The sequence below is a fragment of the Desulfovibrio intestinivivus genome, from assembly GCF_053570665.1.
In genome coordinates, this window is sequence record NZ_JBRBQT010000001.1 from 3,304,162 (window position 1) to 3,326,928 (window position 22,767).

The following is a 22,767-nucleotide window of genomic DNA, read 5'->3' on the forward strand; positions in this document are numbered from 1 at the left end:
CGACCGCCAAGGAGAATACCGTGAACTTTCCTCACGACAGAAAATACCATGCGGAACATTTGTGGGCGCAAAGCCAGCCTGACGGCACCTGCCTTATCGGCATTACCAACTTTGCCCAGGATCAACTGGGCGGGGTGATCTTTGTTGACCTGCCCGCTGTTGGTGCAAGCTTCCGGCAGGGGGAATCCTGCGCTTCCATTGAATCCGTCAAGGTTACCAGCGAGGCCATCATGCCCATTTCCGGTCAGGTCACGGCCATTAATGAAGCCCTCGCAGACGCCCCGGAACTGCTCAACGATGATCCCTACAATCAGGGATGGCTGATAAAGGTGCAACCCACTGCCCCCGATGAAGGCGGATGCATTACAGCCGAGGAATACGCTCAGTCTGTTGCAAGCTGACCTTCCCCATTGTTAAACTCCCCCAGCAATAGCCCCGAAGAATTGCCCTTCGGGGCTATTCTTGTACCATGCGGTAGCAAAGTACTTCTTCATGTGCATTCACCACGCTGCCGCAACTGACAGAACAACAATCATTGGCTCACAAACGCACAGCCCCTGAGTCTGTAAAAGACCCAGGGGCTGTGAACTATCATGGAGCGGATTTTATTTTACTGCGGTGGGCTTCCAAACTTCAAAGAATTTCGGATAGCCGGGCAACAACGGAGCTTTAACGCTCAGATCTTTGCCCCTGAGGCCGGGATAATCAGGAGCGTAGCGATAAGCCCGGTGGATCATATTGGTAAATGTCTGATGGGCATTGGGCACGGCATCCTCACGGTCGGAGAAAACAGGCTTGGCCTGCCCTGCCATGATGGGATTCACAAATTCCCATACAACCTCACCTGCGGGGGTTACTTCAAAAAGATGTCCCTGATGCGTGGATGTCACAAGTACGTTGCCGTTGGGCAGTCTTTCCGCAGCGCCCTGCCGGTAGCTGAAAAAGCTGTTGGAACCATTGGCGGCGTACTGCCATACGATCTTGCCGCTGGCCGGGTCGACCTCGATCACGCGGGAGCGGTTGCCCTCGGGTCGTTCCGAGCCATTGTCGAATATCTGCACGTTGCCGTTGGGCAACATGGTGGCGTTGTGCTCGCCAAAAACCTGCTGGGTACCGTCGTAGTACCATTCGGGACGCGTCCCCTTGCCGTAGGCGGCGGGGTTGCCCCAGCGCTTGACGATTTTGCCCGACTTTTTGTCAACAATATAGAATTCACTGAAGTTACGGGAATTCAGCAAAATCTGGTCGGTTTTGGGCAGGTACTGCACAGTATTGAAGTGCGACCAGTCAAAACTGTCGTATCCCGGCCCCACAGGTGTGGGCAGAGCAAAGTTGATGTCCAGCTGATCCGGGCCAGTGCCGATGTGATCCCAGGCATGCCATTCCCAGACAGTTTTGCCGTTTTTGTCCACCTCGCGCACAAAATCCACCCAGAAGTCGCGCACGGCCTGCCCCTTGATCTTGACTTCTTCAGGCCACGTGCCGGGCTTGCGGCCCTTGGCCTGAAATTCAGCGGGCGTTTTACGCTCCCACCCCAGAATCATGGTATTGCCGTTAGGCATACGGTCAAAGCAGTGGTGCTGGATCTCGTTTTCCGTAAGCATGGTGTACGACCACACCACGTTGCCGTTCCAGTCCAGTTCTTCAATAATGCCGCCTGCGCCGCCAATCTTGACCGGCTGATCCTTGGGGGCGGCTGCGCGCAGCAGATTGCCGTTGGGCAACAGCGTGGCATAGAGGCCGGGAGGGTATTTGCTCTTCCACGTGTGCACAACGTCGCCATTCATATCAATCAGATAAGTGGTTGTGCATTTGACCGTGGGGGCAAAGAGCGTGTAGCCCTTGAAGGTTTTTTCGGGCACGAGCTTGATGACGCCGGTGGGGCCGTCATGTACCTCATATGCAGGAGCCTGCGTGGACAATCCCAGGGCAAGCAGACCTGCCAACAGGGAAATTGAAGCACGAAATCTCATGATCATATTCCTCCGAGTTCGTGAACATTGCATGTACTGAAATATCGCTCGGGTCTAAAACGAATAAACCACATTGAACGACGCCTTCCATGCATCCTTGACATTGAGGCTTGTGCCAGAGATGTTCTGGTAGTGGCCCCATACGTCATTGTCCAGCCAAAGGTGGATATAGCCCAGTTCCAGGATGAACGTCAGATTTTCCGCGGCCTTGTACTTGCTGTCGAGGTTGACTTCCATACCCGTATCGGCTGTGGTGAGATACGTGCCGAACGAGTTGAAGTCAGTGTTATTGCGGTAGATTTGCCTTCCTGAAGCATCAGTGGCATGCCGCCCGGTGATGTATGAGGCCATTTTTGTGTCGTTGGTGCCGCCAAAATAGTTGACGCGCAGGGTATGGCTTAAGTCATCAAGAAAGCTCACGTCCTTGATGCGCGCGCCTACGCCCCATGTGCCGCTGGGGTTGACACCCAGCACGCCCTTGCCGCCGCCCATGATGGGATTGCCCCGGTAACCAAAGGTGGAGAGCGAGTTGGTCAGGTTATTGGTGGTGGCAAGGTAAGGCAGACGTTCCGAACCGTTATTGGGGTTGTCGTCATCGCCGCTGAAGTACCAGCCGTACAGGCCGGGAAGCCCCCAATCCAAAGCGTATTCTGCCAGCAACATACCAAACCAGCCCCGTCGGTTCAGGTCTTCCTTGCCGTGGTCAACGCTGCCGTAAATGAAATCCCATGAAATTCTGAGCGGTTCAAAGCTGGTCCACTGCCCGGTCAGTCCGCCCCAATACATGGAGCTGTAATCATCGTTCCACAGTCTGGAGGTGCCCCTGCCGGAGCTGAAAGCCGCCGGGTACAAACCATCGCGCAATTCCAGGCCATCGATAGCCTGCCCGGTTATGGGATTGGTCAAAGCAACTTTTTTGCTGCCGCCGGGCATGTTGGTAACTGCGGCGGGCATGAGACTGTTTGGCCCCATGGCGCCGCCCATACCCCAGGGCGTAATTTTGAGTCCGTCCACCGTCACAGGCACGGTCAGCGCAAACAGATCAAAATTATCCATGTAGCTGGCAGGCTGTGAGGTAGTACCGCTCCAGTTGTCGTTGAGCAGGCGCATCCACACGCCGGTAATGCTGACGGCATCGTTCATTTTCCACGATGCCGCTATTCCGGCCACATCGTCCTGAAAAACGGGACTGTCCAGAGCAAATCCGGGGAGTTTTATGCCCTGAAGGCCCATGCGCAGTTTCAGCGGGGTATTGGGAACGACCCAGTCGAGATAGGCGTTTTTGACTTTGACAACGTTGCTGCCGTCTGCCCCCAACGCGCCGCCCTGAGCAGCCATGCCCCAGCGTTGTTCGCCAATTTCAAAAAAAACGGTGCCGGCAAGATTTTCTGAAGCCTTGGCATTCAGTTGCAGATGCAACCTCTGGATAGCTTCAAACTCGTCCCTTTGCTGGTGTATGGCAGCCCACTGTTGCCCCCTAACGTTGTTGCCGTTGCGGTCCTTTCCCATGAAATTACCGCCGTTGATGTAGTCAAAGGCAAACTGCCAGCTTCCCTTGACGTCAAAATCAACTGCCCTGCACTGGGGTGCGCTTCCGAGCAGCAATCCTGCTGCCAAAAGTAATATGCCCAGCTTTTTCATCCTTCCGCCTCCTTTTGTCAGTGTGCGAATTATCCAAGCATGCGCCAGTAGGGCATGGCCACAAAGGCCACAAAAACGCCCGTCAGCACCATGCGTAAAGCCATGACCATGGCCATTTCTTTGAAGTTGATGTAGCCGCAGCTGAAGAAATAGAGATACAGGGCGTATTCGTAGGGGAATATCAGGTTGTCCAGGCCGTACTGAAACGAGAAGTACAGGATGCGTGGATCCAGGCCCATCTGCATGCCGAGTTCGGTAATGGGTGCAGAAAGGGTCGAGGTGGCCGCAAGCGGCGTGAGCAGAAAGTTCAGCACAACACCAACGGCATATGAGCACACAGAGGCCAGGCAGGCCCCTGTTTCACTGAACAGAGGCAACACAAGGCCAGCCAGCCAGTGCGTGACCTTGAGGAATCCGCCAGCGCTGCCGATTGCCATGCAGCCCATGATGAAGAACAGCGGCGCAAAGTTGATTGAGGCCATACGCTTGCCGTCCATGAGGCCTATGCCGGGCATGAATGACAAGGCCGTAATGATAACCATCACAGAGCCCGCACTGAGGCCGTGCAGTTTGTCTGTAGCAAGCAGCACCAGAGTGAGGCAAAGAAGAACAAGGGCGCGCTTTTGCTCGTCTGTAACAGCACCCAACTCCGCGTGTTTCTGCTTCACTGCGGCACACAGGGCGCTCTTGTTGACCGAAGTGCGCAGCACCAGCAGCACAATTGCCAGCGACATGGCCGTGTACAGCATGGCGGGAAGGAAGTTGAACTTGGCGTATTCAATCCAGCTGGTTTGAATACCCATGACCTTGTCCACAATGCCCATGCCCATAACCAGATCGCCTGCCCCTGTAAGATAGGCCAGCTTGGTTGCCCCCACGGCAATGCAGGTGCCAAGCACGACGGCAGTGGCTTCTCGGCTTTTGGGCTTGAAATCCAGGGCATCACACAGGCTCACCGCTACGGCGCAGAAAATCGCTGCCTTGCCCATGATGGAAGGCACAAGAGGAGAAACGATGGCAGCGCCAAGGGTAATACCTGCAAGCGCTCCGGCAAAACTGCCGCCGGTAAGCTTGACGCACGTCAGGGCAATGCGTTTGCCAAGGCCTGTCACCTGAATGATCTTGCCCAGGGTGAAACCACCAATAACGATGATCGGCACCTCGGAAAGCCATGAAGCGAACACCACCTTCTGAGGGGTGCTGCAAAGCAACACGTAAAGAATGGGGAGCAGGATACCCACGGCAATATCGTTCAGCGTGTCCAGAGCCCAGGCAATTACGGCCCAGAGCGTGATCGCCAAAAAAGCTATCATGGGGGGAGTAAGGTTTCCGCTGCGAGGAAGAACGAAATACAAGGCTAGGGGGAGTGCCAGATTGATGCCCCATTTGGCAAGCAGCCCAGGCGTCAGGTCTGAAGTCTTGATAATCATGAGGATCTCCTGTGAAAGCGGGAATCACGGGTTCGCCCCGCTACTAGGCAGAGGCGAACCCAGAAGCACTTCAACGCGAATTTTCTCTAAGGCACTAGCCTTTGGGATCTTCCACAGAAGCCACGCAAAGCGCGTTACTGCCTTCATAGGGCTGGCAGCCCTCAACGGTCACTTCTTTGGCGCGGTCTCCGGCTGCGGCAGCCCCGGGCACACGGAAGGTAGAAACATTCAGCGGCTCAATAGGCGTTTCTACTGGCTTTGCCACCTGCGGCACCCATTCGTAAGGCACACGGTATGCGCGGTAGGTCATGTTCATGGGCACATGTTTGCCCCAGTAAGGTGAAATGAATTCCCACACTATTTCGTGGTTGGGGGTAACCTCGAATACGCGCCCGTCAGAACCCTCGGTGATGAGGGTGTTGCCGTTGGGCAGACGCTGCATGCCGCTGATGAAGGGGCTGTAGAAGCGGTTGCTGTCCATTGGCTCAAGAAATCCGGCTTCCTTGGGTGTGTACTGCCAGACAATCTTGAGAGAAACAGGGTCTATCTCAAGAACGCGGGAATGGTCGCGCAAGGCTGCTTTCACGCCCGTGGGGGAGCCGGGATTGGGCACGTCGTATCCGCCCCATCCGCCGTTGTCGAAAACAAGGATGTTGCCAGCGCCCGGCAGACCATGAGGCACCATGTGCGCATGGTGCTGACCGATGATCCAGCCTATGGCCTTGAGCTCGGGGGAGGTGTCGTAGTCCGGCCCTATCTTCCAGGTGATCTTTCCGGTCTTTTTACTGATGATGAAAATAATGTTGGCCTCGCGACCATCAACAATAATATTGTCGGGATGAAAGCGTTCATCACCAGCATCGTACCATTTGTTGGGGCCAAGCGCAGACATGGAGTTGATGTGCATCCAGTCGCCCATGCCTTCGGGCTGGGTCGGGCGGTAGTTGGGGTTGCGGCAAAGCGTATTTTTGGGGCCTTCACGGAAACCCATTTCGCCGAAATGCTCGTTGCACGACCATTCCCAGAGAATGGTCCCTTCCCAGTCCACCTCAAGGATGAGGTCATCAAGCAGCTGTTTGTCGCTGATTGCGCTATTTCGCACGTTGCGGTGCGCCAAGATAAGAGTCTTGCCTTCAAGCGCCTTGGGGTCCATGCCGGGGGCGTAATACCCTACGGGGTTGCCTTCGCGCTGGAAGTCGTGGTGATAACGTGCAAGCCAGCGTCCAGGGTAGCCAGGATCTTCAACAAATTCATTTTGATCGAATTTCCACACTATGTTGCCGTCCCAGTCAACCTGGACAACATCAAGGCCGTCCTGCACACTGAATTTACCACTGCGGCGGCCTCTGCTTGTCACAAGGTACCCACCGGGGAAAATTTTATTGGGCATACCGTGAACGCCCTTCCAGACATTTATTTCATGTCCGTTCATATCCATAAGCACAGCGCCAACTTCCTGAGCCTGAAAGATGGTGTACCCGCCCCAGCATTTTTCAGGTTTGAATATGGTAACGCCTGTGGGGTAAATTGTTGGATGGCCCATATTAAATTCCTCCAGATCAATTGATGTTTGCGGAATGCGCCAATATCCGTCAGAACGCGAGGAACAGCGCACAAGGTATTTGATCCACTCTATGGGCCAAAATAATATGAATTCGGTGAAGACACGTGTTTCATTTGCAACATTTTTCACAATTAATTGCATTTTGAAGCAAAAGGCTGTTATCAGAAAGCCAGAGCAACTGTTCTAGGGAGGCAACATGGAAAATCGCGGCATCAATTGTGGACGCAGCCTGGCCTTCAAGGAAATGCGCGAAATGAATTCCAGCTGGCGTTCAGTATTGCATCTGGGGCGAAAGCTTGTTTGGGACAAAGGACATCGTGTTCCATTCGGGCGGGAATTGTACTTTCTAGATCGGGGCAGGGTTCGACTGACGAATCAGAATATGGAAGGGGTAGAAAAAATCCTCTGGTATATTCACGAAGGGTGCGTTTTTGGCGAAACCCCGTTCTTTGATCCCATGCCAGCCGAGAGTTTTTTTTCGTGCGCAACAAGCTGCGTGAGCTATGCTTTTACGGCTGAAAATGTAGAAGAAATCTGCAAAGATTATCCTCATCTGCTCATCAACCTGCTCTGCTCCATGTCCCGCAAATTGCGGGTACTTTCAAATCAGGCTTCCTCACTGTACCTTGATAACGTGTTGGCCCGTACCTGCAAATTTTTGGCGCAACACATAATCCCAGGCAGCGACCCCCTGACAGCCGATATGGGAGTTTCCAAGCAGGAGATGGCCAGCCTTTTGGGCGTACACAGGATTTCCTTGTACAAAATCTTGCGGCAGCAGGAGGAAAGCGGACTGTTCGGGCCATTCTCCGGCAAAACCGTAACAATTCTGCGCCCTGAAGAATTTTTTATGCTGGCAGGGAGTTGATGTGCTCCTGAAATGGCTGGGGAATTGATCAGAAACCTGTCGGAAAAATGCCCGCTGAAGGGGCTTGCCCCCGTCTTTGGTGTAGAGCCAAGAAGTGGCCCGAATGTTCCGGTTTACCCGAAATAACGGCATCACAGAAGGTTTTCACCGTAAAATGAAGTTGATCCAGCGGCGTGCGTATGGCTTCCGTAATTTCGAAAATTATCGGTTGAGAGTGCGCGTTCTGTGCTGCTGAAATGGCTGGAGAATTGTTCAGAAACCTGTCGGAAAAATGCCCGCTGAAGGGGCTTGCCCCCGTCTTTGGTGTAGAGCCGGCTTGCCCCCGTCTTTGGTGTAGAGCCGAAAAACTGCCCGTCGAAGGGGCTTGCCCCCGTCTTTGGTGTAGAGCCGTGTAGAGCCCCGTTTTGGTCACCAAACAGCCACCAAAAACAGAAAAAGCCCTTACGGTGATTAACCGTAAGGGCTTGACTTTCTTGTGGTGCGCCCGAAGAGATTCGAACTCCTGACCTACAGGTTCGTAGCCTGTTGCTCTATCCAGCTGAGCTACGAGCGCGTTCAACGAAGAGGAAACTAACGCAAGTCACAGTCGCCGTCAAGCTTTTTTTCAAAATATTTTTTGAAAAGCCTGTGAACTTGTTAAAAATTATTATCTGCAACTTCCCGTAAGGGAATGCGCCTGCCCCTAGGGCAAGCACGCCTCAAACCAATAAAGAAGACTACTGGGCGCTGATGCCGTTAACGGCATGAGCCAGACGCGAAATCTTGCGTGCGGCCTTCTTCCAGTGCAGGGCACCCTTACCGGCAGCCTTGGCAAGCACGGAAGTGGCGCTGGACAGAGCTTCGCTGGCCTGGCCCTGTTCGTTGTTCTGGATGGCGGCGCGAACCTGCTTGATGGCATTCTTCACACGGGTACGGGCGGCGCGATTGCGGCCTGCCCGCTGCAAGCTCTGCTTATGACGCTTGAGGGCTGACTTATGGTTGGCCACTTTGAATCCTCCACATATGTTGGGCTTGCCCGCGCAAGCCATGAAAACAAAAGTTAGCGCGTTGTCGCGAAGAAGGGTTCTTACCACTGGCACGATTACCTGTCAAGCAATCGTGTCTTTTTATCGAATATTTTCTTGTTTGAAGGTGAGGGGAACCGTCAAAAGCGCCCCTCCTCCGGCAAAAGGGTTGAACAACCTACATCTGCAAAGCCGAAAAATCGGCCAGACGCGCAAACCGCGAGCCAAGGCAGTGCAGCATGCTCAATCTGTTGCGGCGCAGTTCCACATCATCGCACATAACCATCACACCTGCAAAAAAGGCATCCACAGCGGGGCGTACCGCGCTCAGGCAAGCCAGCGCGGCGGCATGGTCGTGGGCGGCCCACAGGGCATCAAGGCGGGGCAACATTTCTTCCAGCGTGGATGCCAGCGCTTTTTCCGCGTCTTCACGCAGCAAGGCGGGGTCCCAGTGGTCAGAAAGTTCCTCAGCCTGACCCTGCTTGCGCAGGATATTGGCAACGCGCTTGAAGGTCTGCACCGCAGCTTCATAGTCCGCCGCCAGACTGAATGTTGCCAGCGCCGCAAGGCGAGCGCCGCAGTCCTTCACGTCTTCTGCGCCCGCGCCAAGGGCCGCATCCACCAACAGCGTGTCCTGTCCCTGGCTCATGAAATAGTTGCGCAGACGCGCAGCAAAAAATTCCATGAGCTTGTCCAGAGCATCGTGCGGGGCAAGCTTCCACTGGCGATCGCCATAAAGCTGTTGCGCCTTGGCAAAGAACTGCCGCACGTCAACCGCAAGACCGAACTCAAGCATGATGCGGATGATGCCCAACGCGCAACGCCGCAGGCCGTTGGGGTCGGCAGCGCCAGTGGGGATCATGCCAAGGCCGAAGCAACCCGCAAGGGTATCGGCCTTGTCCGCCATAGAGAGCAGCGCGCCTGCGAGGCTCTTGGGCAGCGGAGAATCCGGCCCGGCGGGCAGATACTGTTCGCCCAGAGCTTCGGCCACAGCCTTGCTTTCGCCTTTGCGGCCAGCATAGATGCCGCCCATGATGCCCTGAAGGGTATCAAACTCGCCCACAAGGCCGCTCACCAGATCTGCCTTTGAAAGGCGTCCGGCGCGCGCGGCATCATCGGCAAGGTCAGGCGCGCAGCTTTCGGCAAGCCAGCGGCACAGAGCCTCAAGCCTGCGGGTTTTGTCGCCCATGCTGCCAAGCCCGCCGATAAAAATGACCGTATCCAGCTTTTGCAGCCAGTGATCAAAGGTATCGCGCAAGTCGGCCTGCCAGAAAAAGCGGGCGTCTTCAAGCCGGGCGCGCAGCACACGTTCCCAGCCGCGCTTGACCACGCCCATGTCTTCGGGGGTGAGGTTCAGCACGGTCAGAAAATGCGGCAGCAGTTCGCCATTGGCCCCTTCAATACCAAAGCTCTTCTGGTGGCTTTCCATGCTGGTGAGCAGCACTTCGCGCGGCACCTCAAGATAGGCGGGATCAAAATCGGCCAGCAGCGGCACAGGGTGTTCGGCAAGGCCCTGAACTTCGTCCAGCAGGCTGTCTTTCCACAGCACTTTGCCGCCAGCGGCAGCCGCCTGGGCATTGCCGCCCTCAATAATGATGTTGCGGCGTTGGGCAGGATCAATGGTAATGGCGCAGGGCCCGGCGAGAGTGGCTAGAAATTCATTGGCATGCGCCACAGCAAAGGGGCCAGCGCCGTGGATGCGGTGCCCGCAAGTCTCACGGCCAGAGGTCATGGGCCCAACGGTAAAGGGCACTATGGCATCATCAAGCAGCGCCAGTAACCAGCGCAGCGGGCGGGCATAGGCCAGGGAATATGAACCCCAGTGCATGCGTTTCTGGAACGAAAGCGCGGTAATCACCGTGGGGCAGATATCAGCAAGCAAACCGGCTGCAGGTGCGCCGCCGGTGCGTTTGCGCACGGCCACGTATTCGCCCTTGTCCGTCTCTACACGAAAAACGTCCTCAAGAGCGCAGGCATTGGTACGCACAAAACCCTCAAGGGCTTTGGTGGGCTTGCCTTCGGCGTCATAGGCCACGCGCACGGGCGGGCCGGAGACGACCTCTTCCCTCTCAACCTGCACAGGGTTGAGGTCTTCAACAATCACCACCGCGCGACGGGGCGTGCTCATGACGCGCAGCGCGCCGTGTTCAAGCCCGGCCTCGTCCAGAGCGCCGCTAAAACGTGAGGCCAGCTCCCCTTCTTCGGGGGCCAGAAAACGGGAAGGCAACTCTTCGCTGCCGATTTCAAGCACAAAGGTCGCCACGGCTTACCTCGCATCCTTTTTGAGCATGGGATAGCCCAGTTCTTCACGCTGGGCTGCGTACAGTCGCGCCACTCCAGCCGCCAGAGCGCGCACCCTGCCGATATAGCCGGTGCGTTCCGTGATGGAGATGGCTCCTCTGGCGTCCAGAAGGTTGAATGTATGCGAGCACTTGAGGCAATAATCATAGGCAGGCCAAGGCAACCCCTGCTCCAGCAGGACTTTGCACTGACCTTCAAAATCGTTGAAATGCCGCAACAGCATTTCAGGATTGCTGGCCTCAAAATTGTGGCGTGACTGCTCCACTTCATTCTGGTGGTAGATATGGCCGTAGGTGACGTTTTTGTTCCAGGCCAGATCATACACGGATTCAACGCCCTGCAAATACATGGTAAGGCGCTCAAGGCCGTAGGTCAGTTCCACGCTGATGGGCGAAAGATCAATGCCGCCCACCTGCTGAAAATAGGTGAACTGGCTCACTTCCATACCATTGAGCCACACTTCCCAGCCAAGGCCCCAGGCGCCGAGGGTGGGGGATTCCCAGTCGTCTTCCACAAAACGGATGTCATGCTGCGCGGGGTTGATGCCCAGCGCCTTGAGGCTTTGCAGATACAGATCCTGCACGTTGTCCGGCGAGGGCTTCATGATCACCTGAAACTGGAAATACCGTTGCAGGCGGTTGGGATTTTCGCCGTAGCGGCCATCCGTAGGACGGCGGGAGGGTTCCACATAGGCCACACTCCACGGTTCCGGCCCAATAACCCTCAAAAACGTGTTGGGGTTGAACGTACCGGCACCGCATTCCACACCCGAAGGCTGTTCGATGACGCAACCCTGGTTGGCCCAGTAGTTCTGCAAAGTTAAAATGACATCCTGAAAATACATGCGCTGTCCTTTGTTCGTAGCCTTTTTCAGACGCATACGCGCGGCTGTTCAATACTAACGCCGCCCCAAACCATCCCAAACCGAATCGTAAATTTCGATGCAAACACGGTCACACGTGACGAAAGTAGCCCCCTTCCCACGAGAGACCCAGGTGATATTGCACAAAACCATCAATAACCTTGGCGCACGCGCGTCGATCTGCCGCAGGCAGATCTTCCGCATGCCAGCCGGAGGGAAATTCTTGCTGCACATGACGCAAAAGGTCAAGCCCGGACGCGCCCAGTTCCACGCCATACCGCGCAGGCCCTGCTGCCGCGCGGCACGAAGGGCAACGCAACTGGGCCTCGTCAACCACAAACTGCGCGGGGCCGGTTATGGCCGCGCCGCAGGTGCCGCATCTGCCCAGATCAGGCGCAAACCCCAAAACGCCAGCAAACCGCAGGCGGAAAAACTGGGGCAGCAGCGAGGGCACGTTTTCCGCTTCTTCCAGCGTCTTGCGCAAATCTTCAACCAGCAGAAAGGCCTCGTCCGCGCCTTCGTCGTTAACGCCAAGCGCTTCCACAAACCGCAGGCAGTTGGCCGCCAGCCCCATGCGCCGCCAGTTTCCGCGCAAGTTTTGCGGCCCGCCCAGCAGCACGGCCTCCTCAAGATTGAGAAAGCTGCCGCGCCCCGAGGCCTTTACCCTGCAATGCAGGCTGTTGAGCACATCCAGGCAGCCGCAAAAACGACGCCTGCTGCGGCTACCGCCAAAGGCGAACAGCGTCAGCAGGCCGTGTTTGCGACAAAGCATTTTCAGCCACAGATCCGCCTCGCGAAAGTGCCCGATTCGCAGCACAAGCGCGTGATCTGCCCATTCGGTCATGGCCTGTCCGCAGGGGGAAACACCAGGTTGCGCACCTGGCCACTCTGCCCCGCCGGGGGCAGTTCTTCACCGTCATACCGCAGGCGCACACCGCCAGCGTTGCCGAGTTTCAACTCCAGGCTCTTGCTGAACGTGAGGGCAAAAGTATCGCCCTTATGCAGCGAAAACTGGCGAGTGTCGGTTTTGTCAGCGCTGGAGTGAACCCAACATTCTTCTGTGGCGGTGATAATAAGCTTGTGGGTGCCTACGGGCACATCGCTGCCCTGCGCAGCGGCAGAGGCCGCCGGAGTAGCCGGAGCTGTTGAAGCAGGCGTGCCCGTGGCAGGCGCGTTTGCGGCAGTGCCGCGCACCGGGGGCAGACCTGGGGCAGCAGGCTGACTTGCCGATTGGGCCGAAGCCTGCGCCGAAGTTTGCGCAGTTGCCTGGGCCGGGGTCTGCCCCTGTGCAGGGGCAGCAGAGCCTTGCGGCTGGCTGGCAACCGCCGGAGCCTGCGCAGAACCTTGGGCAGACGTCTGCACCGGAGCCTGGCCCTGAGCAGCAGGGGCGGAAGGCCGACTGGCCAGATTGCCGGGGTCAACAGATTCGGCGCTCTGCAAGGGGGCGGGCTGCGCCAGACGGCGCGTCTGCCGACTCAGGAAGTCAAACACCCCCTGTTGCCAGGCAACCATCACCACTGCGATCACGCACACCATGAAAAGCCCGGCCAAAATGGGCTTGAGGTTACGCCTCGGGGTGAGGACCATCTCGGGCTCATAAACATTTTGCGGCGCAACGGGTTCAGAAGCAGCCTCAAGCGCCCCAAGCGCCTCGCTGACTTCCTCAGCCGAAAGGCCAACATAGGACGCGTATGAACGGATAAACCCCTTGGTGTACGCCAGAGGGGGCAAGGACGTCTCGTCCCCTTCCTCCAAAGCGCGCAGAAGACGGGCGCTGATTTTCAGCTTGTTTGCCGCATCTTCCATATCCAGACCCCGCTTTTCGCGCTCAATGCGCAAAGCAGCGCCCAATTCCACTAAGGTCATGAAAAGCCTCGATAATGGTCTTGCCGCCCAGAGGGGGCGGCGGTTGCCAGCAAAAAGCCGGAACCACCCGTGGCGGCCCCGCTACATTCTGATATCAATAACGGCCCGGCTGCGAAGCTGGTTGGTGTAGTCCTCAAAACGCTCCATGGCCTTGGGCTGACGCAGTATGCCGTCAATCATCGGCCTGGCCTGCTCAAAGGTGAGCAGTTTGAGTTCTCCGCCGCCAGGGCGGTACAGACGCACCTGCGCCTTGCGACCCTGAAGCTCAAAAATATCAGTTACATCGCCGGGTTTCATACTGGTGAGGCGGGCCTCCCACTCGGGGTTGAGCTTGTCCCACTCCACTGCGCCCATGTCGCCGCCGTTTTCCTTATTGGGAGCGATGGAATACTTGCGCACCACTTCCTCAAACGAAACCGCGCCAGACTTGATCTGCGCAGCCAATGCCGCAGCGTTGGCATTGGGATGATACACCAGAAGGGCCATGTGCAGGCCGGAGCGGTCATACATGGTATCCTTGTGCGCATCGTAGTAGGCCTTGATCTCATCAGGGGTCACAACAACCCGGCGGCCCACTTCCATTGCCATAACACGCTGGCGAATCAAGCCTTTTTCAATATTGCCACGCAGTTCACTGACGCTGGTCTTTTGCTGGGCCAGGCGTTCTTCAAACTGCTGCTTGGTGAGGTTGTTCCCCTTCATGATCTTGGTGATTTCACCATCAATTTCAGAAGAAGAAATGGAAATTTTGAGACGCTTGGCTTCCTGCGCAACCAGAATATCCATGATCATACCATCCAGCGCCTTGCGCAGCACGGCGTCCACGGCCTTGGCCTGGGCGGGATCATTGGGATTGATACGCGCCCGCATAAGATCAGGAACAGCGTTTTTTTGCAGATCGAACATGGTGATGACCTGACCATTCACCACGGCCGCCACCTTGTTGATCTGTGCGGCCTGAGCGCCAAAAGCGGTCATAAAACAGATAACCAGCGCCAAAATAAGCGTTTTTCTCACGTTATACTCCCTGCTTGCGCGCAAAAATTCCGCGCTTTATCTGTAAAATTATATCCCAATCCAGCGCAACATGCAATGCAACTGCCGCAACCGCAGCCATCAGGCAGTCAGCAGCCGGGCCATGTTGCAGGCAAACCCTCAGCGCCTCCGCGCGGAGCCGCCGCTGTCGCGTCTGCGCGGATGCTCGCCCGAGGCTTTTGAAGCGGGGGCATTTTCGGGATTATGCCCCTGATTTTCCAATGCGCCATTGGCCTTGGGATCGTGGGAACCTTCAAGCACATCGCCCTCATACACATCATCCTTGCCAGGCGGCAGAGCCTTCATGTCCTCCGCAGCGCCAGAAACATCCGGCACGGCGGGGGCATCACTGCCCTGCCCTTCAGAATGTGACGGTGGGGGGGCAAGCAGATCGGGGGCAAGCTCCTTGCCCACCATGATGACGGAATTGGTCAGAGCCTTTTCAAGCCAGCGCTCAAAAGCCTCAGACATCTTCTGCTCCCGCAGGATGCCTTCCACAAGCGGATAGGCCTCCGCCAGACTGATGTGCGCGGGCGGGCGGCTTTCAATCAGGCCAAGGCTGCGCCACAGGCCTTCCTCCTGCCGCACGGGTGCGCACTGCCCCGGTTTGAGTCCGGCAGCGGCCTTGCGCCATCCCTGGGGCAGATCGGTGGGCCGCACATTCTGGCACTGGAGCTGCACTTTGCTGCGCGCTTCACTCATGCCACCGGGAAATACGGCGCAAAAGCCTTCCACGTCCTTGCGCGATTCGCCAGAAATCAGGCACACGCGCAAGGTTTCCGGCATCTGAAAATCGTCTTCGTGGGTCTGGTAGTAGTCGCGCAGTTCGGGCAGCGAAACACGGATGCCCGCTGCAAGAACCCGCTTTTCAAATGAGAGCATGGAAAGATGGTCAAGCAGCAACGCGCGCCATTCGGAAGGATCAATTGATTCTTCGGCCAGATATTTTTCCAGTCCGTCGCCGCCGCCGTAATCGTTCCTTACTTCTGCCACGGCTGTTTCCAGCATGGCAGGGCTGATCGACATCTGGAGCCGCTGCAAATCCTGTCGCACCAGCGCATAGATAATCAGTGTGCCCAGCCCTTCGCCGTATTCACGCCGCATGTTTTCCAGCGAAGGAGTACGCATGGCCCCAAGGGAAGGAGAACGGCTGTCGAGCAGGGTCTGCAACCTGCGCAGACTGATGGGCTCGCCATTGACGGTGGCCACCACGCCATCGGGGAGGCGGGTTTCAAAACAGGCCGTCAGCATCAGGCAAAAACAGCAGGCCAGCGCCATGCCTAATGGACGCGCCAAGCGGGCAGACCGAGCGCCGATCTGGAAAAAATGCGCCAAACCTATGAAGGGCTGCATGAATCCGTTCACCATTTTTCCCATATATTCAGACCAGTTCTATGACCTGAAAAACAGACACAGCCACAAACCAGCACCTATGCCCCGGCTTTAACACGAATACCTTCAAGAGCGGTACGCAACCTGTCCAGCCCCTCGGGGAATGAAACATCAGACGGCATCGGCAGATGCAGCCCGGCAGGCGGCAGCATGCGCGCGTCCTTCATGGAAGCCGTAAGGGCTACAATGCGCTCGGGCTGCACGGCGGTCTGCCCGTCCGGCCAGACAAGCCGCACATGGTTGATGTGCACATCGGCCTTTTGCACCTGCAACTCGGTGAGGAACTGCTTGAAATCCAACACGGCAAGGAAGTTGCGCAGTTCTTCGGGGAAGGGGCCAAACCTGTCGCGTATGCCAAGGGCCGCTTCCTCACGCGCCGCGCCGCCAGAGGCCGATGTGAGCGCTTTATAGCAGCGCAGCCTTTCGCGCCCGTCCTCAATGTACGATGCGGGAATATGCGCAGGCAAGCCCAAAGTAAGTTCCGTCTCCACGGTCTGCGCTTCTGGCGTGCCCTTGAGGCGGCCCACGGCCTCCTCCAGCATTTCAAGGTACAGATCAAGGCCCACGCGGCACATGTGGCCCGACTGCACCTCGCCAAGAATGTTGCCCGCGCCGCGCAGGCGCAGGTCTTCCATGGCGACCTGAAAACCGGCCCCCAGATAGTCCATATCCATAATGATGCGCAGTCGTTCCTCCGCAATGGAGGTGAGGCGCTCCGCATCCGGCACCACAAAAAAGGCGTAGGCTTGCCTGTCGCTGCGGCCCACGCGGCCCCGCAACTGATAGAGCTGCCCAAGGCCGAACATCTGTGCCTGATCCACCACCAGCGTGTTGGCGCGGGGAAAATCAAGCCCCGATTCAACAATGGAGGTGCATACCAGCACATCAAGCTCGCCATGCCAGAACTTGTGCATGGTGTCTTCAAGCTCGGTTTCAGACATCTGCCCGTGCGCCATACCTACCCGGGCCGTGGGCACGAGGGTATGCACGTATTCGGCCACCCGCTCCAGACCCTGCACGCGGTTGTAAACCCAGAACACCTGGCCTTCGCGCTCAATCTCTCGCTCAAGCACCTTGCGCAGCACGGAATCATCCCGCCGCAGCACGGCCGAGGCCACAGGCTTGCGATCCTGCGGCGCGGTTTCAATGATGGAAAGCTCGCGTATGCCGGACATGGAAAGCTGCAAGGTACGCGGAATGGGCGTGGCCGTCAGGGTGAGCACATCCACGTTCTTTTTGAGCGCCTTGAGTTTTTCCTTGTGGCGCACACCGAAGCGCTGTTCCTCGTCCAGAATCAGCAAAGCAAGATTGGGCAGTTTGACATCGCTTGAAAGCACACGGTGGGTGCCAATGAGAATATCCACCTGCCCGGCGGCAGCGGCCTTGAGAACTTCCTTTTGCCTTGGGCGCGTCACAAATCGGCTGAGCAGCCCCACATTGACGGGAAAGCCCGCCAGACGCGCGCGGAAGGTCTGATAATGCTGCTCGGCAAGCACCGTGGTGGGGCAAAGCAGCACCACCTGCCGCCCCTCGGAAGCGGCGCGGAATGCAGCGCGCAGGGCAACTTCCGTCTTGCCAAAGCCCACATCGCCGCACACGAGCCTGTCCATGGGCTGGGACTTGTCCATGTCGTCCAGCACGTCCTGGATGGCCTTGGCCTGATCGGGCGTTTCCTCAAAGCCAAACGTGGCCTCAAATTCATGGTACAGCTCGCCCGGAGGGTCATAGCGGAAGCCCTTGGTCACCTTGCGGTAGGCATACATTTCCACAAGGTCGGCGGCGATCTTTTCAATGGCCTTGCGGGCCTTCTCCTTGCCCGAAGTCCAACCCGTGCCGCCCAGCCGGTCCAGCGCAGGTTCCACGCCTTCCGAGCCTTTGAACCGCTGGATAAGTCCCATGCGGTCGGCAGGCACGTAGAGTTTGTCGCGCCCGGAGTATTCGATAAGCAAAAAATCGTTGGCAACAGCGTTGACGTCCATGTGGTGCAGACCGGCAAAACGGCCAATGCCGTAATCTCGGTGCACCAGCAGGTCGCCAGCCTTGAGATCGTCAAAGGAATCCAGCCCCTTGAAAACACGCGAAGAAACGCGGGGCGTCTTTTCCGCCTTGGGGTACAGGATATCCTCGCCCAGAACCAGGGAGTTGTCCCACGCCAGATCCGCCCCCTGGCGGAAGGGTGAAACAAGCGCGAAAAGACCTCGCTGGTCGGGCGCGTAGCGCTGAGCAGGAAGGATGCCGTCCTGCTCTGCCAGCTTCAGAAACTTGGCGCGGCTGCGGCCAGATGAAAAACTCAGCACCACCTGCCTGCGCGCGCCCTGCCACTCCTTGAGAGCGGCGGCAAGGTGCTGCCAGGGGCGATCCTGCGCACCGGAAAGGGGAAAAAGATCACTGAAGGAATGCAGAGTTCTTTCCGCAAAATCCAGACCGCGTTCCTCCACGCCCATGACTAGAGGTTCGGCGTACACGCGCTGAAAGGCGTTCCACGGCGCGGGCTGCGAGCTTTTACGCAGGGCCAGCGCCGCAGGTTGCGGCAGGGGCGCGTCCTCGGCCTCCAGCCGCTCCTTGAGGGCAAGGCGGCCATCCCGCAGGACCTCGGCGCTGTCGGCCTCTCCGGGCAGCAGCCACAGGCAATCCTGCGGCAGCCAGTCTTCCAGCAGGCTGGGAGATTCTACGGCGCAACCGGGCAGCAGGCCCGCGCCGCCAGCATCCAGCGATTTTTTAAAGGAATAGCAGTCGTTTTCGCCAATGCGGCCTTCGGCAAACATGCGGTCAAAACGCTTGCGCGTGGCATCGGTCTCGCGCGCATCAAAGGCCAGTGGGCTGACAGGCAGCAGGGTCAGTTCATCGCATCCATGCAAGGACCGTTGGGTCTCCGCGTCAAAGAAGCGCATCTCCTCCAGCGTGTCGCCAAAAAATTCCAGCCGCACGGGTCGGGCATAGCCAGAGGGGTACAGATCAAGAATGTCGCCGCGCCGAGCCATTTCGCCGGGCCGCGTGACCATGGCAACGCGCTCGTACCCCCACTCCACCGCCTGCTCCAGCAGCAGCTCGGGGGCGTAATCGCTGCCCTTGCCAAGTTCCAGTGTGCGCGTGTGGAAAAAATTGACCGGCATGTAGCGCAACAGCAGGCTTTCAACACTGACTACCAGCACTCGCGGTTTGCCAAGGGTGAGGGAATACAGCGCGGCAAGCCGGGCAGCCCATGATGGCTTGTCCTGCCACTGGCTCAGGGTTGGCAGCCCCAGGCAGGGCCACTGCCATGCAGGGCGCACAACTGCCGGATCTGCCAGAGAAATTTCGGGAGAAAAAAGGGCCGCAAGGGAGCGGGCCGCGTGGAATTCTTCGCGGGTGCGGGCCACAAGGGCCACGCTGCGCCCTTTGTCCAGAGCCTCGCAGGCAAGGCGGCAGCGTGTGACCATGCCGCTACGTTCCAGATATATCTGCCTGTCGTTGCTTGAGAGCAATGCGCCGAAAGTGTCCATGAACCTGTGGGGGTTATATAACAGCACAAGGGGCAGCCTGCGCCGCCCCGACGATAAACGGTCAAACCTGGCGGCAGCCGGAGGCCACCGCCAGGTTTGCAAGTCATTTGCTTCTAGTGTCCGCAGCCGCCGCCGCAGCTGCTGCAACCACCGCCCGTCTGGGGCAGGGGCACCGTGGGTTCAACTGTGAAACCCGCGTAGGAAAGATCAATCTTCACGCCTTCAACCTGAGCAAGAAGCTCCTTGTTGATGCAGAAGGTGAATCCGCCCTGATCTTCGCTCATATCTTCATCCGTCGCGGCGTCCAGGGCAAGGGCCAGATGCGGCCCGCTGCACCCGCCGGGGGCGAGGTAAACGCGAATGGTGCTTTTTTCCTTACCTTCAAAAAAGGCCGCCAGTTCCTTCTGGGCGCTTTCGGTCAGTTCAAGCATGGTTCCTCCGATGTTTTTCGATACGCTCGATATGTATATTATATGGTAGAGTAACGAAAAACAGGCTGGCCTGCTTCGTCCGGCCAGCGGGAAACCACCCCGCCTTACGCGTTGCTGCCGCAGCCGCTTGAGCAGCTGCTGCAACCACCGCTGTTGCCTTCAGAAGCGAAGGGCACTACGGGTTCAACCGCAAAGCCCATGTAGGTTAAATCAATTTTTACACCCTGCACTTCTGACAGAAGAGCACTGTTGATGCAGAAGGTGTAGCCGGCCTGTTCCTCGGTTTGATCCTGGTCGTTAGGCTCATCCAGAGCCAGGGCAAGGCGCGGGCCGCCTCAACCTGCGGTCATGTAGACCCGGATGGGATCCTTTTTCTTGCCGGTAAAGAACGAATCCAGTTCCTTACGGGCGCTGTCGGTCAATTCGATCATACGTCCTCCATGATTCGAGTGTTTTACTAACTAAGGTCATGCGTGGGGCTTGTCAATTACCGCAGGGCTTTTCTTTAAAGCCGAAAACAGCTAGAATGACGGGCATATCCACCCTTGGAGGAACCATGTCCACGACCCGGTTACTGGAAAAAGACGAAATGGCGCGCGTACTTGAACGCCTCGCCTCGCAGATACTTGAACGCCACGCGGCGTGCCAGGATGTAATGCTGGTGGGCATTGAACGGCGCGGCGCAGACCTGGCCCGGCGCATAGCTGCCCTGCTGCAAACACGCCTTGACCGCGTCATGCTTCTCGGAACCCTGGATATCAATCTGTACCGCGATGACTGGACAAGCCTTGTGGGCAAGCCCAGCATCGGGCAGTCGCGCATCACCGAAAGCGTGGACGAAAAGGTTATCATTCTGGTTGACGATGTGCTCTACACCGGGCGCACCATCCGAGCCGCCCTCGAGGCCCTGCTCGACTATGGCCGTCCGCGCTGCGTGGAGCTGCTGACCCTCATCGACCGTGGTCACCGCGAACTGCCCATCCATGCGGACTACGTGGGCCGCGTCATCAATACCAGCAGGCAGGAACACGTGGACGTCATGCTCGCCGAGCGCGACGGCGAAGACAGCGTGAACCTGACCACCGCATCGTAAAACAGACGCGAAAAATTGCCCCAGCGGCAGGCACGGCCCTGCGAAATGCCCGGCCCAGAAAAGAGCCTCAACAGGGATTTGCCGGACCATAAACCGCGCACAGGAACAGAAATTCATTCACCACGCTGACGTGCCGCTCCCCATCGGGCTGCGGCAGCAGATACAGAGCAGAGGAAACCATGCCCAAGCGCAAAACCTGACGCACAGCAAGGAGCTTCACGTTGTGGAGCTTACGCGAACGGCGGCCCGGTTTGGGGCTGGCGCATGGCTTTCCTGCCCTGCACCACTGACCCGACAAATCCTCCGTTCGCGCTGCCGTTTCATACATCGGCTTCGCCACGGGCCTGTGGCCCCAAAAGGAGGATTTCATGAAATCAGGCTTCAACTTTTTCTCCACCACAACAGGTATCATCGCCACCGGACTTGTGTTCGGCGTGCTTGCCGTATTGCTCCAGCAAATGGGCAATCCCGGCAACATGGGCATCTGCGTGGTCTGCTTTAACCGCGATATTGCTGGCGCGCTGGGCTTTCACCGCGCTGCCGTTGTGCAGTACCTGCGGCCCGAAATCATGGGCATGGTGCTTGGCGCATTTGGCGCGGCGCTGGCCTTTGGCGAATACAAGCCGCGCGGCGGCTCGGCCCCCATCACCCGCTTTTTGCTTGGGGGCATAGCGGGTATTGGCGCGCTGGTCTTTCTGGGGTGCCCCTGGCGCGTTATCCTGCGCCTTGCGGGCGGCGACGCCTTTGCGCTCTTTGGCCTTGCGGGCCTGATCTGCGGCGTGGGCATTGGCACCATATTTTTCCGCATGGGCTTTTCGCTGGGCCGCAGTCAGGGCCAGAGCAAAATTTCCGGCATGGTGCTGCCCGGCATCATGCTTTCCTTCGTGGCCCTGTATCTGCTCAATCTGCAGGTAGCAGAACAGCCGCAGAGCGGCGTGCTCTTCTATTCCGTCAAAGGCCCAGGCGCGCAGCATGCACCCTTTATACTCTCCATTGGCGTGGGGCTGATCGTGGGCTTTCTGGCCCAGCGCAGCCGCTTCTGCACCATGGGCGCGCTGCGCGACGTGATGCTGTTCAAGCAATGGCATCTGGCACTGGGATTTCTGGCCATGCTGGGCGCGGCCCTTGTTCTGAACCTGTACTTCGGCGCGTTCAAGCCCGGCTTTGAAAACCAGCCCATCGCCCAGCCCGACAACCTCTGGAACTTCCTCGGCATGGCTACTGCCGGTCTTGCCTTTGCCCTTGCGGGCGGCTGCCCTGGCCGTCAGCTCTTTATGGCTGGCGAAGGCGACAACGATGCCGCCGTATTTGCTGTTGGCCTGATCGTTGGCACCGCAGTTGCCCATAACTTCGGTTTGGCCTCCAGCCCCGCAGGGGTCGGCCCTCACGGCATGGCAGGCACCCTTGCTGGACTTGCCATCTGCCTGTGCATCGGATTTTTCAACTGCAAGAGAGGCGCGTAATGTCTACCACCATCGACACCCGGGGGCTTTCCTGCCCGCAGCCCGTGCTCATGTTTCTTACCGCTGCCAAGGCCGATGAACAGGGGCCTTTCAGCGTATTGGTGGATAACGACGCCAGCCTTGAAAATGTCAGTCGCGCTGCCCGCAACCGGGGATTTGCCGTCAGCACCACTGAAGAAGGCGAAGGCATAACGCGCATAGACATCCGCAAGCATTAACGGTCAGATTGGGGGACTGGCGGCGCGGGTGAACAAAAACGCCCGCGCCGCCACTGTCGCCTTGATCAGCCAATGATGGCTGCAAGCTGCAATTCCCCAGCTCTCGGCATGAGTGCTGCAACATATCCGGCGAGCCAGACGTTT

General features: G+C 57.7%; 19 protein-coding genes, 1 tRNA gene and 1 pseudogene. 6 read left to right on the forward strand and 15 right to left on the reverse strand.

Features of this window, described 5'->3' with window-relative positions; all coding sequences use genetic code 11:
- Nucleotides 1-20 precede the first annotated feature (20 nt).
- Entirely contained in the window at nt 21-401 is a 381-nt protein-coding gene (gcvH, locus tag ACUZ9P_RS14085; RefSeq protein ID WP_449250172.1) for a glycine cleavage system protein GcvH, read from the forward strand.
- A gap of 204 nt (nt 402-605) precedes the next feature.
- On the opposite strand, the gene ACUZ9P_RS14090 is transcribed toward gcvH, so the two are convergent.
- From ACUZ9P_RS14090 to ACUZ9P_RS14105, 4 genes are all read right to left on the reverse strand, one after another.
- Complete coding sequence (locus tag ACUZ9P_RS14090) at nt 606-1,973, reverse strand: aryl-sulfate sulfotransferase (RefSeq protein WP_449250173.1); 1,368 nt, start codon at nt 1,971-1,973, stop codon at nt 606-608.
- 54 nt (nt 1,974-2,027) lie between these two features.
- On the reverse strand, nt 2,028-3,614 hold the full coding sequence (locus tag ACUZ9P_RS14095) for an outer membrane homotrimeric porin (RefSeq protein WP_449250174.1): 1,587 nt from the start codon (nt 3,612-3,614) through the stop codon (nt 2,028-2,030).
- 29 nt (nt 3,615-3,643) lie between these two features.
- Nucleotides 3,644-5,044 (reverse strand): SLC13 family permease, encoded by a 1,401-nt coding sequence (locus tag ACUZ9P_RS14100; RefSeq protein WP_449250175.1) that lies wholly within the window; start codon nt 5,042-5,044, stop codon nt 3,644-3,646.
- A gap of 94 nt (nt 5,045-5,138) precedes the next feature.
- Nucleotides 5,139-6,587 carry an aryl-sulfate sulfotransferase gene (locus ACUZ9P_RS14105; RefSeq protein ID WP_449250177.1) on the reverse strand — a complete coding sequence of 483 codons (1,449 nt, stop codon included), beginning with the start codon at nt 6,585-6,587 and terminating at the stop codon, nt 5,139-5,141.
- A 217-nt stretch (nt 6,588-6,804) separates the two neighbouring features.
- Between ACUZ9P_RS14105 and ACUZ9P_RS14110 the strand changes: the two genes are divergently transcribed.
- On the forward strand, nt 6,805-7,476 hold the full coding sequence (locus ACUZ9P_RS14110; RefSeq protein WP_298998057.1) for a Crp/Fnr family transcriptional regulator: 672 nt from the start codon (nt 6,805-6,807) through the stop codon (nt 7,474-7,476).
- Between the two features lie 88 nt (nt 7,477-7,564).
- Nucleotides 7,565-7,711 (forward strand): annotated as a pseudogene (locus ACUZ9P_RS14115) (transposase); the annotation flags it as partial.
- A gap of 241 nt (nt 7,712-7,952) precedes the next feature.
- Here ACUZ9P_RS14115 and ACUZ9P_RS14120 read toward each other — a convergent pair.
- The 11 genes from ACUZ9P_RS14120 to ACUZ9P_RS14170 form a co-directional block, all read right to left on the reverse strand.
- A tRNA-Arg gene (locus ACUZ9P_RS14120) sits at nt 7,953-8,029 on the reverse strand.
- A 163-nt stretch (nt 8,030-8,192) separates the two neighbouring features.
- Nucleotides 8,193-8,462: a 30S ribosomal protein S20 gene (rpsT, locus tag ACUZ9P_RS14125; protein WP_192113003.1), complete on the reverse strand. Its 270-nt coding sequence runs from the start codon at nt 8,460-8,462 to the stop codon at nt 8,193-8,195.
- 196 nt (nt 8,463-8,658) lie between these two features.
- Nucleotides 8,659-10,743 (reverse strand): glycine--tRNA ligase subunit beta, encoded by a 2,085-nt coding sequence (gene glyS / locus ACUZ9P_RS14130; protein WP_449250178.1) that lies wholly within the window; start codon nt 10,741-10,743, stop codon nt 8,659-8,661.
- A 3-nt stretch (nt 10,744-10,746) separates the two neighbouring features.
- Complete coding sequence (glyQ, locus tag ACUZ9P_RS14135) at nt 10,747-11,625, reverse strand: glycine--tRNA ligase subunit alpha (protein WP_298998051.1); 879 nt, start codon at nt 11,623-11,625, stop codon at nt 10,747-10,749.
- A 109-nt stretch (nt 11,626-11,734) separates the two neighbouring features.
- On the reverse strand, nt 11,735-12,487 hold the full coding sequence (gene recO, locus ACUZ9P_RS14140) for a DNA repair protein RecO (RefSeq protein WP_449250179.1): 753 nt from the start codon (nt 12,485-12,487) through the stop codon (nt 11,735-11,737).
- Nucleotides 12,484-13,509, reverse strand: coding sequence for a RodZ domain-containing protein (locus tag ACUZ9P_RS14145; protein WP_449250180.1), 1,026 nt, complete (start codon nt 13,507-13,509; stop codon nt 12,484-12,486). Before ACUZ9P_RS14145 ends, recO begins: the two co-directional genes overlap by 4 nt.
- 81 nt (nt 13,510-13,590) lie before the next feature.
- Nucleotides 13,591-14,550, reverse strand: a complete 960-nt coding sequence (locus ACUZ9P_RS14150) for a SurA N-terminal domain-containing protein (RefSeq protein ID WP_449250181.1) — start codon at nt 14,548-14,550, stop codon at nt 13,591-13,593.
- Between the two features lie 114 nt (nt 14,551-14,664).
- The gene (locus ACUZ9P_RS14155) at nt 14,665-15,909 is read right to left on the reverse strand and encodes a peptidylprolyl isomerase (protein ID WP_449250182.1); all 1,245 of its coding nucleotides are present in this window, start codon (nt 15,907-15,909) and stop codon (nt 14,665-14,667) included.
- Nucleotides 15,910-15,974: 65 nt separating this feature from the next.
- Nucleotides 15,975-19,418 carry a transcription-repair coupling factor gene (gene mfd, locus ACUZ9P_RS14160; protein WP_449250261.1) on the reverse strand — a complete coding sequence of 1,148 codons (3,444 nt, stop codon included), beginning with the start codon at nt 19,416-19,418 and terminating at the stop codon, nt 15,975-15,977.
- A gap of 113 nt (nt 19,419-19,531) precedes the next feature.
- Nucleotides 19,532-19,849: an IscA/HesB family protein gene (locus ACUZ9P_RS14165; RefSeq protein WP_215647804.1), complete on the reverse strand. Its 318-nt coding sequence runs from the start codon at nt 19,847-19,849 to the stop codon at nt 19,532-19,534.
- Nucleotides 19,850-19,953: 104 nt separating this feature from the next.
- Nucleotides 19,954-20,280, reverse strand: coding sequence for an IscA/HesB family protein (locus ACUZ9P_RS14170; RefSeq protein WP_215647805.1), 327 nt, complete (start codon nt 20,278-20,280; stop codon nt 19,954-19,956).
- A 125-nt stretch (nt 20,281-20,405) separates the two neighbouring features.
- Here ACUZ9P_RS14170 and pyrR point away from each other — a divergent pair, with 125 nt between their 5' ends.
- From pyrR to ACUZ9P_RS14185, 3 genes are all read left to right on the forward strand, one after another.
- Nucleotides 20,406-20,942, forward strand: coding sequence for a bifunctional pyr operon transcriptional regulator/uracil phosphoribosyltransferase PyrR (gene pyrR / locus ACUZ9P_RS14175; protein WP_449250183.1), 537 nt, complete (start codon nt 20,406-20,408; stop codon nt 20,940-20,942).
- A gap of 368 nt (nt 20,943-21,310) precedes the next feature.
- Nucleotides 21,311-22,405, forward strand: a complete 1,095-nt coding sequence (gene yedE, locus ACUZ9P_RS14180) for a YedE family putative selenium transporter (protein WP_449250184.1) — start codon at nt 21,311-21,313, stop codon at nt 22,403-22,405.
- The gene (locus ACUZ9P_RS14185) at nt 22,405-22,623 is read left to right on the forward strand and encodes a sulfurtransferase TusA family protein (protein WP_449250185.1); all 219 of its coding nucleotides are present in this window, start codon (nt 22,405-22,407) and stop codon (nt 22,621-22,623) included. The genes yedE and ACUZ9P_RS14185 overlap by 1 nt, the downstream gene beginning before the upstream one ends.
- Nucleotides 22,624-22,767 lie beyond the last annotated feature (144 nt).

Bases quoted from the DNA above. Each gene is read 5' to 3' on its own strand.
- recO (WP_449250179.1), bottom strand. From the start codon at position 12,487: ATGACCGAATGGGCAGATCACGCGCTTGTGCTGCGAATCGGGCACTTT.
- yedE (WP_449250184.1), top strand. From the start codon at position 21,311: ATGAAATCAGGCTTCAACTTTTTCTCCACCACAACAGGTATCATCGCC.
- ACUZ9P_RS14145 (WP_449250180.1), bottom strand. From the start codon at position 13,509: ATGACCTTAGTGGAATTGGGCGCTGCTTTGCGCATTGAGCGCGAAAAG.
- ACUZ9P_RS14110 (WP_298998057.1), top strand. From the start codon at position 6,805: ATGGAAAATCGCGGCATCAATTGTGGACGCAGCCTGGCCTTCAAGGAA.
- ACUZ9P_RS14090 (WP_449250173.1), bottom strand. From the start codon at position 1,973: ATGAGATTTCGTGCTTCAATTTCCCTGTTGGCAGGTCTGCTTGCCCTG.
- pyrR (WP_449250183.1), top strand. From the start codon at position 20,406: ATGTCCACGACCCGGTTACTGGAAAAAGACGAAATGGCGCGCGTACTT.
- ACUZ9P_RS14100 (WP_449250175.1), bottom strand. From the start codon at position 5,044: ATGATTATCAAGACTTCAGACCTGACGCCTGGGCTGCTTGCCAAATGG.
- ACUZ9P_RS14165 (WP_215647804.1), bottom strand. From the start codon at position 19,849: ATGCTTGAACTGACCGAAAGCGCCCAGAAGGAACTGGCGGCCTTTTTT.
- mfd (WP_449250261.1), bottom strand. From the start codon at position 19,418: ATGGACACTTTCGGCGCATTGCTCTCAAGCAACGACAGGCAGATATAT.
- ACUZ9P_RS14105 (WP_449250177.1), bottom strand. From the start codon at position 6,587: ATGGGCCATCCAACAATTTACCCCACAGGCGTTACCATATTCAAACCT.
- ACUZ9P_RS14095 (WP_449250174.1), bottom strand. From the start codon at position 3,614: ATGAAAAAGCTGGGCATATTACTTTTGGCAGCAGGATTGCTGCTCGGA.
- glyQ (WP_298998051.1), bottom strand. From the start codon at position 11,625: ATGTATTTTCAGGATGTCATTTTAACTTTGCAGAACTACTGGGCCAAC.
- ACUZ9P_RS14185 (WP_449250185.1), top strand. From the start codon at position 22,405: ATGTCTACCACCATCGACACCCGGGGGCTTTCCTGCCCGCAGCCCGTG.